At 36.8% G+C, this 14762-nt stretch carries 12 protein-coding genes and 1 other annotated feature; of the genes, 3 read left to right on the top strand and 9 right to left on the bottom strand.

All coding sequences use genetic code 11. The annotated features are described in order from the left end of the window. Window positions 1-78: 78 nt before the first annotated feature. Window positions 79-1353: a bifunctional folylpolyglutamate synthase/dihydrofolate synthase gene (locus ACTWQM_RS15375; protein WP_443259044.1), complete on the bottom strand. Its 1275-nt coding sequence runs from the start codon at window positions 1351-1353 to the stop codon at window positions 79-81. Between the two features lie 84 nt (window positions 1354-1437). Between ACTWQM_RS15375 and ACTWQM_RS15370 the strand changes: the two genes are divergently transcribed. Both ACTWQM_RS15370 and ACTWQM_RS15365 read left to right on the top strand, forming a co-directional pair. Continuing rightward, on the top strand, window positions 1438-2343 hold the full coding sequence (locus ACTWQM_RS15370) for an ATP-grasp domain-containing protein (protein WP_443259043.1): 906 nt from the start codon (window positions 1438-1440) through the stop codon (window positions 2341-2343). Further along, window positions 2340-3212, top strand: a complete 873-nt coding sequence (locus ACTWQM_RS15365) for an ATP-grasp domain-containing protein (protein ID WP_443259042.1) — start codon at window positions 2340-2342, stop codon at window positions 3210-3212. Before ACTWQM_RS15370 ends, ACTWQM_RS15365 begins: the two co-directional genes overlap by 4 nt. A 577-nt stretch (window positions 3213-3789) precedes the next feature. Here ACTWQM_RS15365 and ACTWQM_RS15360 read toward each other — a convergent pair. Next, on the bottom strand, window positions 3790-6435 hold the full coding sequence (locus ACTWQM_RS15360; protein WP_443259041.1) for a valine--tRNA ligase: 2646 nt from the start codon (window positions 6433-6435) through the stop codon (window positions 3790-3792). Between the two features lie 57 nt (window positions 6436-6492). After that, window positions 6493-6719, bottom strand: a binding site (T-box leader). 117 nt (window positions 6720-6836) lie between these two features. On the opposite strand from ACTWQM_RS15360, the gene ACTWQM_RS15355 reads away from it, so the two are divergent. Continuing rightward, on the top strand, window positions 6837-7025 hold the full coding sequence (locus ACTWQM_RS15355) for a hypothetical protein (RefSeq protein ID WP_443259040.1): 189 nt from the start codon (window positions 6837-6839) through the stop codon (window positions 7023-7025). On the opposite strand, the gene ACTWQM_RS15350 is transcribed toward ACTWQM_RS15355, so the two are convergent. The 7 genes from ACTWQM_RS15350 to ACTWQM_RS15320 all read right to left on the bottom strand — a co-directional run bounded on the left by ACTWQM_RS15350 (window position 7022) and on the right by ACTWQM_RS15320 (window position 14745). Next, window positions 7022-8041 (bottom strand): hypothetical protein, encoded by a 1020-nt coding sequence (locus tag ACTWQM_RS15350; RefSeq protein ID WP_443259039.1) that lies wholly within the window; start codon window positions 8039-8041, stop codon window positions 7022-7024. The two genes, ACTWQM_RS15355 and ACTWQM_RS15350, sit on opposite strands and share 4 nt — an antisense overlap. 69 nt (window positions 8042-8110) lie before the next feature. Next, window positions 8111-9106, bottom strand: a complete 996-nt coding sequence (locus ACTWQM_RS15345) for a LysM peptidoglycan-binding domain-containing protein (protein WP_443259038.1) — start codon at window positions 9104-9106, stop codon at window positions 8111-8113. A gap of 788 nt (window positions 9107-9894) precedes the next feature. Next, entirely contained in the window at window positions 9895-11184 is a 1290-nt protein-coding gene (gene hemL, locus ACTWQM_RS15340) for a glutamate-1-semialdehyde 2,1-aminomutase (protein ID WP_443259037.1), read from the bottom strand. Between the two features lie 24 nt (window positions 11185-11208). Continuing rightward, complete coding sequence (hemB, locus tag ACTWQM_RS15335; protein ID WP_443259036.1) at window positions 11209-12189, bottom strand: porphobilinogen synthase; 981 nt, start codon at window positions 12187-12189, stop codon at window positions 11209-11211. A 6-nt stretch (window positions 12190-12195) separates the two neighbouring features. Next, window positions 12196-12969, bottom strand: coding sequence for a uroporphyrinogen-III synthase (locus ACTWQM_RS15330; RefSeq protein ID WP_443259035.1), 774 nt, complete (start codon window positions 12967-12969; stop codon window positions 12196-12198). Then, window positions 12969-13898: a hydroxymethylbilane synthase gene (hemC, locus tag ACTWQM_RS15325; RefSeq protein ID WP_443259034.1), complete on the bottom strand. Its 930-nt coding sequence runs from the start codon at window positions 13896-13898 to the stop codon at window positions 12969-12971. The genes ACTWQM_RS15330 and hemC overlap by 1 nt, the downstream gene beginning before the upstream one ends. 28 nt (window positions 13899-13926) lie before the next feature. Further along, window positions 13927-14745 (bottom strand): cytochrome C assembly family protein, encoded by an 819-nt coding sequence (locus ACTWQM_RS15320; protein WP_443259033.1) that lies wholly within the window; start codon window positions 14743-14745, stop codon window positions 13927-13929. Window positions 14746-14762: the final 17 nt, after the last annotated feature.

The raw sequence follows: 14762 nt of genomic DNA, 5'->3' as shown, positions 1-14762 counted from the left end.
ATATCTATTTCAGTAATACTACTAAAGACTCATAGATTAAAAACATTCTGATAATTATATATTACTATATCTTTACTTTTATTTCAAAATTTTTCTTACATTAGCAATAAAATGTAAGGATCCTGTTACAAAATAACATACATGATTGTTCTTATTTTGAATCTCCTCTATAACGTTCATCCAATCTTGATTAACTCGCACATTTGGATGATTTATTACTGACTGAAGTTGTTCCACAGAAGCCGCTCTGGGATGTTTAAATGTTGTTAACGTTATAGAAGAAAAATGATTGCTTAAATAATGAAGCATGTAAGTGAGGTCCTTATCTTTAAATGCTGCAAAAATAAGGTGCTTTTCCCGATTTTTGTAAATTGATGTCATTGTATCGGTGAAAGCCCGCACACCTGCAGGGTTATGTGCTCCATCCAATACTACAACAGGATTTGTTTGGACCATTTCAAATCTGCCCGGTATTTTAGTCTGATAAAATCCGTTAAGGCTTTTGTCCAAATTTAAAATAAATCCATTAGACTCCAATAGTTTTAATGCCATAATCGCTAAAGAAGCATTTTTCACTTGATATTTACCATTTGTTTGGATTGACACTTTAAATTTATCCTCATTCGAAACCCAATTAAATGTTTGATAGCCTGATACTTCATGAAGAATTGAATAATCGAATTCCTTTTCAAGTTGATATAATGGGGCATCCTCCAGAGAAGCCTCTTCCGATATAACAGACATTGCTTCATCTGACATTTCCCCAATTACTACTGGTGTATTTTCTTTAATAATTCCCGCTTTATGATATGCAATTGATTTTAGTGATTCACCCAAAAAAGCAATATGATCCTCTTCCACATTTGTTATAATGGACAAAATGGGGTCGAAACAATTAGTCGTATCTTCTCTACCACCCATACCTGCTTCAATTAATGCAATATCGGCATATTTTTTAAAATACAAAAAAGCTACAGCTGTAATAATTTCAAATTCCGTGGGATGATCGTTTTCAGCATCCAGTCGCTGAACAAATGGATGAATCTCATTGATCATTTCTGTGAATTCCATTTCAGAAATAATATCATTATTTTTAAAAATATGCCCTGTAAGACCGTTGAGACTTGGTGAGGTGAAAATCCCAACATATATGTTATTGGAAATTAACGCATTTTTAATATATTGTACAGTTGAGCCTTTTCCATTTGTTCCAGCGACATGAATTGCTTGGATCTTTTTCTGTGGGTTATCGAGTAACTTCAGGAGTTTATGTATTCGGTCTAACCCGGGTTTCATTCCATACTTCTTTCTGCTTTCGAAAAATTCTTCTACCTGCTGAAAGTGTTCAAACATTATGTACACCGCTTTTCTTTATTTTCATAGTCAACAGAATTAGTATATCAGTAATAATAACCCATTAGAAAGGAAATCATTGAATTGAACTTATACGGATGGATAATTTATAACGGATACTTACCTGGCAACAAATTTCTCGATTTCGCTGAATGGCTTCAGGATGCTGCACTCAAACAGAATATACAGACGGATATTTATAAAAATAATAAACTTTTGCCTTTTTTATCGACTGATAAACTTGATTTGGTTACAAAAAACAAAGATCTTCCTGACTTTGTAATGTTCACAGATAAAGATATTTATTTAGCAAAGCAGCTCGAACTTTTGGGTATCCGGGTTTTTAACAGTGGTGCATCAATTGAGAAAAGTGATGACAAGATTGCTACATACCAAGCACTAGCTTACCAGCACTTACCTATACCCAAAACAATTGTTGCGCCGATGGCATATGTAAGATCGGAATCGTTCAACCCTGAAGACTTCCGTGAATCTATCAGCATTCTAGATTTTCCGATGATAATTAAAGAGGCATTCGGGTCATTTGGGGAACAGGTGTACTTAGTTCACTCAATGGAAGAGGCCTTTGAAAAAATTTCTAAACTTCACGGAACACCGTTTATGCTTCAAGAATTTATTTCTACAAGTCACGGTAAAGATATTCGCCTGCAAGTGGTTGGTGATGAGGTTGTTGCAGCAATGACAAGACATGCTTCTAATGACTTTCGTGCTAATGTTACTGCGGGAGGGACAATGAATAAATATAAGCCTACACCTGAGGAAATTAATATTGCTGTTGCTGCTACAAAAGCGATCGATGCTGACTTTGCCGGAGTTGATCTATTATTTGGCGCCAATAACAAGCCTGTAATTTGTGAAATAAATTCCAATGCTCATATTCGTAATATGTTTGATTGTACTGGAATCAATGCCGCTGAATTTATGATTGATTACATTGTAGACACATTAAGAATTGAGGATACAAAATGAAGTTAGAAGGGTGGCTTATTTATAGTGAACAGGATTCAGAACAAAATAAAGCATATATTAATTGGTTCATTGATGAAGCTGCAATACAGGGAGTAACACTAAAATTAGTGTTGCGGGAGGACCTAACCATTGGTATATTCCAAAATAAACAAACAATCCTCTATAATAACCAGCAAGTAGTTCAATTACCAGACTTTATTGTAGTAAGAACAGTTGAACCATTATTGAATAAGTTATTTGAGTCGATGGGAATCAATGTTTTTAACTCATCCGAGATATCGGCAATTTGTAATAATAAAGCATTAACTCATTATTATATAAACAAGTTATCAATTCCAATGGTTGATACAATTTTTATCGAGAAAAAAAACTGCGTACAGCTACCTGGTACCCCTCTTCCATTTGTTGTGAAGGGGGCAAACGGCAGGGGTGGCCGGCAAGTATATTTGATCGAGAATGAACAGCAATGGGAGAGGTGTGTTGCTGATGATATTTTTGCATCCGAGCTCATTATTCAGTCAACTAAAAATATCCAGTTAGGTAAAGATGTAAGGGTCTTTGTTGTTGGTAATCAAATTGTTGGAGCTGTTCTGCGGGAAAGTAAAAGTGATTTCAGGTCTAATTTCAAGTTAGGTGGATTGGCTACATGGTATCCATTAAATCATCATGAGACTACCTTACTGAACAAGATAATTAATGCCTTTGATTTTGGTATGGTTGGAATTGATTTCTTACTTGATACAAATGGCAAACTACAGCTTAATGAAATAGAAGATGTTGTTGGTTCCAGAACACTAAGTGCAGTATCGGATATAAATATACTAAGAAAATATGTAACTCATATTATAAAAAGGCTGGGACAAAACTAAAAATATCTACTTTCAAGACGAATAATAACAGGATAGGTGGTTTAGAACTGTCATTACAATAGCTGAATCTAATACGTAATTGATATAAACTGCGCAGTAACTTTTAACAAGTTTGAGTGCTATTATACCGCTCCGAAAATACACTTCGCTTTCCGTGGGCGGCTGATGAGCCTCCTTGCTCCTACGTCGCTGCGTAGTCTCATCTAGGCCTCAGCTCCCACAGGAGTCTACGTGTATTTCCTCCGCTGTTGACTGGAGTAGGAACCGCTATAGAATAAATGTGTGACAGCTACACTAGTCCGGGCGAGCGGAGGGCGGTGACTCCTGCGGGAAAAGCAACAGCTGAAGATCCCGCATGAAGCGGTTTTGGCTTCCGAGGAAGCTGAAGCGTTGCCCGCGGAAAGCATCCGCCCGTAGTGACCCCGGACGGCGGGACGAGAGGTTTATAGATGTTATCCCAGCAGCTACTTCGCAGTTTATACCTAATAAGCAATAAAATAAATCCGAACCAATTCTAATTTGAATCAGCTCGGATTTTATTTGGACTAAAACATTTTTGTCCCAGCCTCCAATTTATTTATGAATTTAACTCATTCAATCGTGCTCTGACTTTTGCTTGTTTCTCTAAATAGTCCTGTTCTTTTTGTTTTTCCTCATCTACAACAGATTGTGGAGCTTTATTCACAAATCCTTCATTTGAAAGCTTTTTCTGAACCCGTTCCACTTCTTTTGTCCACTTATCCAGTTCCTTCTCCAAGCGTTTAACTTCTTTATCAAAATCAATTAATCCTTCCAATGGAAGAAATAGCTCAGCACCTGTTACAACAGCTGACATTGCTTTTTCCGGAACATCAACTTTAGTACTAATTGTTAATTCACTTGGATTACAGAATCGTTCCAGGTAATTACGGTTGTTTTCTAGTTCTGAAACAGTTGCTTCATTCTCTGCCTGGATTAACAATTTAATTTGCTTGGACATTGGTGTATCAACTTCTGCTCGGATGTTACGAACGGACTTAATAATTGAAACAAGTCTTTTCATTTCTTTTGATGCTGTTTCATTATGAAATTCCGGCTTCGCTTCTGGCCATGCAGCAACTGTAATTGACGTTCCCTTATGTGGGAGCTGCTGCCAGATTTCCTCTGTAATAAAAGGCATATAAGGATGAAGCATGCGCATCGTCTGATCTAATACATATGCAAGAACAGATTGCGTCATTCGTTTTTCACTTTCGTCATCACCATACAGCGGCAGTTTAGCCATTTCAATATACCAATCACAGAGCTCATCCCAAATGAAATTGTATAAATGACGACCTGCTTCACCAAACTCATATTTATTTGTATTTTTGGTAACTTGTTCAATCGTTTCATTTAGCCGAGTTAATATCCATTTATCTGCTAATGACTTTTCACCGCTTAAATCAATGTCTTCATAAGTGAAATCTTCCATATTCATAAGTGAAAACCGTGATGCGTTCCACACTTTGTTTGCAAAATTCCATGTAGCCTCAACTTTTTCCCAGTGGAACCTTAAATCCTGGCCAGGTGTTGAACCTGTCAAGAGAAAATAACGCAGTGAATCTGCTCCATACTTTTCAATAACATCCATTGGATCCACGCCATTGCCAAGTGATTTACTCATTTTGCGCCCATCAGCATCACGAATCAAACCATGAATCAGCACATCTTTAAATGGTCTTTGATCTGTAAATTCTTTCGATTGGAATATCATACGTGCAACCCAGAAGAAGATAATATCGTAACCTGTCACTAAAACATCTGTCGGAAAGTGACGCTTAAAATCTTCAGCATCCAGATCAGGCCAGCCCATTGTTGAAAACGGCCATAATGCTGAGGAGAACCACGTATCAAGTACATCATTGTCCTGCTCCCAATTTTCGATATCAGCAGGTGCCTCTTTTCCTACATACAGTTCATTTGTTTCCTTATGGTACCATGCAGGAATTCGGTGTCCCCACCATAATTGTCTCGAAATACACCAATCACGGATATTCTCCATCCAGTGCAGGTAGGTGCGTTCAAAACGGTCTGGAACGAAATTAACTTTTTCATCTCGTTGCTGAAGTTCAATAGCTTCATCCGCCAAAGGTTGCATATTTACGAACCATTGTGTTGATAAATATGGTTCAACAACGGCCCCACTTCGTTCTGAATGTCCTACCTGGTGTACACGTTCCTCAATATTGAACAGAACACCCTGGTCCTGCAAATCTTTAACAATTTGTTTCCGGCACTCAAAACGGTCTAGTCCTTCATATTTACCAGCGTTTTCATTCATCGACCCATCTTCATGCATAACCAACACTCGTTCCAAATCATGTCGATTTCCGATTTCAAAATCATTTGGATCATGTGCAGGTGTGATTTTGACAGCTCCTGAGCCCAATTCCATGTCAACATATTCATCGGCCACTATTTCTATTTCACGACCAACTATTGGCAATACAACCGTCTTACCGATTAAATGCTTATATCGATCGTCGCTTGGATGTACGGCTACAGCTGTGTCCCCAAGCATCGTTTCAGGACGTGTCGTTGCAATTTCAATCTTTTCATCACTTTCTTTTATTGAATAACGCATGTGATAAAATTTTCCCTGAACTTCTTCATAGATAACTTCAATATCAGAAAGTGCTGTTTGGGTATTGGGGTCCCAATTAATTATATACTCGCCACGATAGATTAGATCTTTTTTATATAATGTAACAAACACTTCACGTACAGCGTCCGATAAACCATCATCCATCGTAAAACGTTCACGTGAATAATCAAGTCCTAAACCTAACTTTTCCCATTGGGCACGGATGAAGTCAGCATATTCCTCTTTCCATTCCCAGGTAGTATCAAGAAACTTTTCACGGCCTAAATCATAGCGATTCTTACCCTGTTCTTTCAATTTTGCCTCAACCTTGGATTGTGTTGCAATACCTGCATGGTCCATTCCCGGCAGCCATAATACATCATAGCCCTGCATTCGCTTCATTCTTGAAATAGTATCCTGCATCGTTGTATCCCATGCATGACCTAAATGCAGCTTACCAGTTACGTTTGGTGGTGGGATAACAATCGTAAATGGTTCCTTATCTTCATCTCCAGTTGCTTCAAAGAATTTACCATCGACCCAAAAACGATAGCGATCTTTTTCAATTTCCTGTGGATTGTACTTTGATGACATCGTTGTGTTTGCCTCATCACTCATCATTAAATCCTCCTCTTTTGCATAGTTAAATACAAATAAAAAAATCCTCTCCATCCAATAAAGGACGAAAAGGATTATTCCGTGGTACCACCTTCGTTCACAAGCAGTTGTACTTGTGCACTTCATTCGTTGATAACGGTCAAAAACCGGCTCTCTTCTACTACATAATTCAAAGAAGCTGTATCAAGGGCGACCTTCCAAATAAATTGCACCTGGGAATTTTCCACCGTCATTCCCTCTCTATTAGGTAATTATATTGTACTCTTCCCTATCATCACATTTACATATTATTACTTATTTTATCGGTTACTGAAAATAAAATCAACTATTATCTTATGAATTGCACAAAACAACTATATATATACATAGTATATTAAAAAAATACTTAAGAGGTGATAAGTGTGGCTAGATATTACCGATACAGGCTGCCTCCTTGGGCAAGAAATTGTATTATTGTAATTGAACGAGTAACTTTACCAATATTAATATTTCAATTAATCCGGACTATGCTATTTCCAACTTCATTTGATGTGTTTTTGCTTGGTGTATTAGTTGGAATATTTATTGCGTTTTATTTGGAATGGATTTAGCTATCTTTACCATCTTTTTCTTCACCGTATGCTACAATTTCTTCTTCAACAAACTCGAACCATTTTAACCCAAACAACATTTGCCGGGATTTATATTGCAGTCTCTTTACTTGATTAATCATCGTGTCATTTGATGGATTATCAATATAGTCCTGAATTTGATTTATGTAGGGAAATGGATTCAATAAATAGATAGCGAGTAGATACAATTCACTCTTTTTTAGTATATTTTTGCTGGTGTACACTGAAAATGAATCTGTTAATTGTGATGATGATTGATCATAATTTCGCACAAGATGTTTTAGTAAAATAGACAAATCCGCAATAGCATTATCATAATTTGCCTTTTCCCAATTTAATATATACGTATCATTATGAAGAATTATATGAGTGAGATCCAAGTTTCCATGACATAGACTATAATTCCACTCATGATCATTTTGAATTTCACTTGTTAATTTTTCAATACAACTATTCAGTGTGGAGAGGACGTTGTCCATAATTCGAAATTGCGTGCAAACTAATAATTCAAATGGAGACATAAATCGATTCTTCTCAAACAACTCAACATAATACAACTCTCTTTTATATAAATCTGCACACTTCTTCTGATATTCATTGAATTTATTTATGACAGTATTCGTCTGAATTAATTGTGTGCGTTTTGTCTTTGCATGAACCTCACCAATTGCGTTATATAGATTCTTAATTATTTGTAGATGATTGAGTTTATTAGATGATAACCAAGGTGTTAAATAATAGTACGATTGAGCATTTTGTACGTATAATTTTGACTGCTTTGTTAAATAGACAGGCAATATACTCCGGATGTTCTGTGTATATGCCTGATGATAAACATATTCCCATAAATCCAATTTTTGTTCAGTTAGAATACTTTTCTTCAATGCATAATAGTGCTTACCATCACTGATCCGAAATAAATGTTTTGATACCTGGTCAATTTTATATGGATGTACACCGTATTCCCCGGCTATTTTATGAATTACTTCATTCACACTAAATTTCACCACCTTTCCAAATACATACCCCTTACTATACGAAGCAAGGGGTATGTATTCTATCAGTTATTTCTTCTTAAAAGGGATATACAATAATTGTCCTTCTTCAAGACTATCATCATTTAAATTATTCTGTTTCACTAATTGGAGTGCAGGGATCTCATAACGTTTAGCAATTGATTCTACTGTGTCTTTATTCTGAACAATACACAATCGCATCTTGGCATATCGATCATCACCATCACTTCTAAACATATCTGCTAAATAACTGACATCTTTGGTCTCAGCTGACCGACTTTCATCACTTTCATCCAGATAATCTGTATCAGTGTAGTCTAAGGATGATTCATCTGGACTTTCTTCCTCAGGTGATTCATCCACTGGTTTTTTGTTAAAAAATTCCGCAAGTGATTGTGACTTCTTATTTTTCCAACGTTCTTTTTCTGACGGTGATCCATCCTCTACTTCCGGAGACAAGGTGGGTGCATTTTCAGGTATAAACTGATTCTCTGATTCAGCTGTTTCTGTTTCCTTCTTAATATCGAACTCAAATGTTTCCTCTTCTCGTGGTGGCAAAAATTCATTACCTGATTCTGATTCATTTTCTAATGTACCCTCGGTTTGATCACTAATCCCATGTATTTCAATTCTAGAGCTTAATTTAAGTTGACTCTGATTTGGTATTTCATAATCAAAGGAATTAATGTCGACCGTCACATCGTTTAAATCTGCGACTCGGTATGTTGGAACTGAGATTTCAACAGGGAAACGATGTGTAAATTCTGATTTCCCATTATCCAGTTCTACCACTTTCTCAACATATCGTCTTGCGTGGTAATCATCAAAATCTAATGTATCCTCATCCCCTGCATTTGAAAATTCTTCCCTTTGATATGAACCTTGAAGTTCAATTACTCCTCGAATCGAAATAAAATCATTAAATGGCTGGATAGAAATTTCCGGGTCTAAAGAAATTCCCAGCATCTCTGCAACTTCCTGTCCTTCTTCAAAATAAAGCGATTCATTTAGTTCAAAGCTGAATACTTCCTGATTGGTTGACAAATGACTTCCTCCCTTCAACACATATTCCATATACTTATATGTCTTAACTCAACTATATGAAATGTAAACAGAGGATATGCTTATACCTATTAAAAAAGCCATTACCATTAGTAATCAGTCCTGTTTTGGTGTACAAAATTCAATTTGTGTTCTTATAACTCAACTTTCACATCTATAGAATAAGCTCAAACGGCTATCTTTGATAAACTCAGAACGTTATTTATTGTTGACTTGACAACATTGATAACAGTTTTTTGTACACATAAGATATAAACTGCGAAGTAACTGCTGGAATAAAATCTATAAACTCTCGTCCCTCCGTCCGGGGTCGCTGCCACACATTTATTCTATAGCGATTCAATTCCTACCCCAGTCAACAGCGGAGGAAATACACGGAGACTCCTGTGGGAGCTGTAGCCTAGATTAGACTACGCAGCGACGTAGGAGCAAGAAGGCTCATCAGCCGCCCTAGGTGCGCGAAGTGTATTTCCGAAGCGGCATAATAGCACTCAACTTTTTAAAAAAATAATTCGCAGTTTATATCAAATACGTACAGTTGATCCAAGGTCAACTCAAGTAGTGTATCTTCAGATTTTCTTATTCCTCCAAGGTTTATGAGTTCATTTTACGCTGCGTAGTTGAATTATAAGAAAAAACATTTTCACGTAAAAATTTTGCGTTTATATGACAATACAAAAAGAGCACCGAATTACGTTGCAATTCAGTGCTCAATATATTCTACTTCTTACTGTTTGTGTCTCAAACAACATTAGTAAAGCTTTTTTTATTTACTTTTCAATTTTTGAGAATGCGGTACGAACAGCTTGTAATGTCTTGTCGATATCTTCATCTGTATGGGCAGTTGATAGAAACAACCCTTCAAACTGTGACGGCGGCAGAAAGATTCCTTCTTCAATCATTGCCCGGTAATATTGTGCAAAATAATCAAGATTGGAATTTTGAGCTGTTTCATAATTAAATACTGGTTCGTGCGTAAAGAAAAATCCAACCATTGATCCAGCGCGATTAATTTGAAGTGGTATTTTATAGTCAATTGAAGCTTGTTTATAACCTTCGACCAATTTGTCCACTTTTTCATTTATCTCATCATAGGATGATTTATCCAAAGCACTCAGTGTCTCATAGCCAGCCGTCATAGCAAGTGGATTCCCTGATAATGTGCCAGCCTGATAAATGGATCCTGTAGGTGCTACACTTTCCATTATTTCACGTTTACCACCATATGCCCCCACAGGAAGTCCTCCGCCTATTACTTTGCCCAAGCAGGTCATATCAGGTATGACCCCAAAATAACCTTGCGCACAGTTGTATCCGACACGGAAACCTGTCATAACCTCATCAAATATGAGTACTGAGCCATTTTCATCGGTTACTCTTCTCAATTCCTGCAAGAAGCTCTCTTGTGGTGGAACAACACCCATATTACCCGAGACTGGCTCAACAATAACAGCAGCAATCTCATCACCATATGTTTCAAATGCGTAGCGCACACTTTCTACATCATTATAAGGTACTGTAATTGTATTTTGAGCAATAGACTCAGGTACACCAGGACTATCTGGCAATCCCAGTGTAGCAACGCCAGACCCTGCTTTGATTAGGAGTGAGTCACCATGACCATGATAATTTCCTTCAAATTTCAGGATTTTATCCCGCCCTGTATATCCTCTCGCAATACGCAATGCACTCATAGTTGCTTCTGTACCTGAATTTACCATACGGACCATTTCAATTGACGGTACACGGTCAATCACCAATTGTGCCAATTTGTTTTCTAGTATAGTTGGTGCACCAAAACTTGTGCCTTTTTCTGTAGTCTCTTTTAATTTGGAAACGACGCGATCATCAGCATGTCCCAAAATTAATGGACCCCAACTCAATACATAATCAATGTACTCGTTTTGATCAATATCCGTTATTTTAGAACCTTTTCCTTGTTCCATAAATATCGGTGTCATACCTACTGATTTGAACGCGCGAACAGGTGAATTCACTCCACCTGGCATTAGATCCACGGCTTCTTTATACGCATCTTTTGAATTTTCAAAGTTACTCAAAATTAATCACCTCAGCTTTAAATTTTATTCATTAAGCCATTTTGCTACATCTTTAGCAAAATAAGAAATAATCAAATCTGCTCCTGCACGTTTCATTGCGATCATCTTTTCTAGCACCAACTCTTTTTCATCAACCCAGCCATTCTTAGCTGCTGCTTTAACCATTGCATACTCACCACTAACATTATAGGCAACAACCGGTGTGTTAACCGTATTTTTAACATCTCGAACAATATCCAAATATGATAATGCTGGTTTAACAATTAGGAAATCAGCACCTTCTTCTACATCTGACTCTGCTTCACGTAATGCTTCAAGCCGATTTGCAGGATCCATCTGATATGATTTACGATTTCCAAATTGTGGAGTGCTATCAGCAGCATCACGGAACGGTCCGTAAAAAGCAGATGAATATTTAACCGCATATGACATAATTGGAATATTTGTATACCCAGCCTCATCGAGCGCTTGGCGGATAACAATCACAAAGCCATCCATCATGTTAGATGGTGCAATTATATCAGCACCCGCTTCAGCTTGTGATACAGCTGTTTTGGCTAAAAGTTTTAGTGATTCATCATTATCTACATCATGGTCATGGATCACACCACAATGACCATGAGATGTGTACTCACACAAGCATGTGTCAGCAACAACAAGCATCTCCGGAACGCCCTTTTTTATGCGTCGGGTTGCCTCCTGTACGATCCCAGTTTCAATAAATGCACCTGTGCCCTGCTCGTCTTTTTCATTCGGCACACCAAAAATCATAACAGCCTTTATCCCAAGGGAACGTAATTCTTCCATCTCATCTTTTACAAAATCAAGCGAAATCTGAAACACACCTGGCATGGAGGATACTTCATTTTTAATATTTTCTCCTTCAACAATAAAAAGCGGATAAATAAAGTCATCCATTTTCAGATGATTTTCACGTACCAATGACCGCATTGCGGATGTAGAACGTAATCGTCGATGCCGTTTAAAACTCAATTCTTTCACCATTAAAACCTATCCCTTCCCTGCTATATAATCACTCATTCGCTCAAGCATCCCATCAATCGTGAAAAGCTCGGGTGCTATAGTATTTATAATACCTAATTCAAAAGCACGCTGTTTTGTGGTGGTTCCTATACAAACATATATCTGTTCCTTTGGTATTTGACTGCCGTTCAATTCAATAAAGGCTTCAACCGCAGATGGACTGGTAAATGTAATGAAATCCATATTATTCTTATTTAATAATTGATTTAATTCATCTTTGACGGGAGTGTTATAGACAGTTTCATATACCTCTATAGCGTCAAAGCGGATTTGATGTTTTGTAAACCAATCAGGCAGAACTTCTCTGGATTTATTTCCCCGGACAAGCAACAGCGGTTCATCCATTACTGTATGTTCATCCGTAAATTCGTTTGCCATAGCATCAGCATTATAAACAGATGGAATAAAATCTGCCTTATATCCATATGATTCCAATATTTGTGCAGTTTTATGGCCAACGGTCGCAAACTTAATGTTTTCCAAAACTTTGGGTAACCATTTATATTGGCTAATAAGTTTGAAAAAACAAGCAACACCATTTGCACTAGTGAGAAAAATCCATTTATAGTAATGCAAATTTTGAAGCAGTTGCTTATTTTCAAGCTTATCCTTACATGAAATTTTCAAGAGAGGTATTTCAACCGGTTTTCCACCATACTGTATAACTTTGTCGGAAAATTCCTTTGCTTGATTCTCCTCACGGGTAATTAAGATTCTTTTTTCATGTAAAGTTACCGACATTAGTCGTCAAGCTCCTCTTTTACTTGATCGACAATCTCCTTTGCACCTTGACTTATCAGTTTGTCAGCTGCTTCTTTTCCAACTGCGACAGGATCCGTTCCACGTACAACTTCCTTCAAAATTGTTTTACCATCAGGGGTCCCGACCAAGGCAGTCAAGACCATTTCGTCTCCTTGCAAATAAGCATAACCTCCGATTGGAATTTGACAGCCTCCTTCAAGCAAATGTAAGAATGTTCTTTCCGCTGTAACCGTTTTTGTTGTATATTCGTCATTAATCTTGTCTAATAATTCTCTTAATTCATCATCGTCCTCACGACACTCAATTGCTAAAGCACCTTGTCCCACTGCAGGCACACACACTTCAGGCTCTAAATATTCTGTTATAAGCTCTTCACTTAAACCAACTCGCTTTAGCCCTGAAACAGCAAGAATAATTGCATCATAGTCTTCGTCATCCAATTTACGAATTCTTGTTTCAATATTTCCGCGAATCCATTTAACTTCAAGATCAGGTCGTTCTGCAAGAATTTGCGCAGATCTGCGTAAACTGCTTGTTCCTACAATAGAACCCTCGGGTAAATCTTTTAATGCGACATTGTCTTTTGCTATATAGGCATCACGATGATCTTCCCTTTCTGGTACAGAAGTAATCGTAAGTCCTTCAGGCATCTGCGAAGGCATGTCTTTCATACTATGTACAGCAAGATCGATTTCTTTATCATACATAGCTTGTTCAATTTCCTTAACAAAGAGACCCTTCCCACCGACTTTTGATAATGTGACATCAAGTATTTTGTCACCTTTTGTTACAATTTTCTTCACTTCAAATTCATTTTTAATTCCAGCTTTTTTCAGCTGATCAATTACCCATTCAGTCTGGGTTAATGCAAGATTACTTTTCCTTGACCCAACAATTATTTTACGCATTTTGACATCCTCCTAAATATGACACTGCTTAGAAATGAAAATTCGATAATATGTTAAACAAAAAGAAATTAATTAATAAGATTAGAAATGCTGCTGTATTATAAACAGAAATCGCTTTTCCCTGATAGCCTTTTACAAGCCGTAATAATAAATAGATGACATAAACAGCTAGAACCAGTATGGAACCAATCGTTTTCAAATCAAACCAATAAAATTCGGCATTCGATACATATGCCCACACTACACCTAGAATAATCGCGATAGTTAATAATGGGACCCCGATTGTCACTGCTTTAAAAGAGAACGAATCCAGCCTATTAAGATCACCAAATCTCCACATCCATCGCAATCCTTTTTTTTCTTTTAGAAACCGATATTGCGCTATATACATGATAGAAAAGAGGAAGGATATGGTGAAAAAACCATAAGAAACAATGGCTAGCGTTATATGTGTGATTAGTATTTCATTAACTAGTTGAATTCCTTGACCTTGCATATGTTCCTGTGCACTTGTTGAAATGTATAGCAATAGTACAAAGAAACCCAAAAAATTAGTGAAAAATAAAATAAAATGAATTCGAAAAAGTTTATTTATAATTAGTGAAAAAGAGACGAGCACCCATGCATAAAAGTATAACCCATCATATAATGTAAATATCGGAAAACTTTTTTCCATGAATATCTGATTGAATAAAAAAGCGGTTTGAATAATCCAAACCATACTAAGTAACCAGAAGGCTATTCTGTTTGCCCTCCGGTTATGTTGTATAAAATCAATAAAGTACCCAATCAAACTCAGTCCGTAGATAATAAGAATAATTTCATATAGCCATTTTATTTCGAACATAATGGGAATCCTTTCAT

Source organism: Virgibacillus sp. L01, from assembly GCF_052246775.1.
Taxonomy (GTDB): domain Bacteria; phylum Bacillota; class Bacilli; order Bacillales; family Amphibacillaceae; genus Lentibacillus.
Note: the sequence above shows the minus strand (reverse complement) of the source record. Positions and strands in the feature narration are given on the sequence as shown.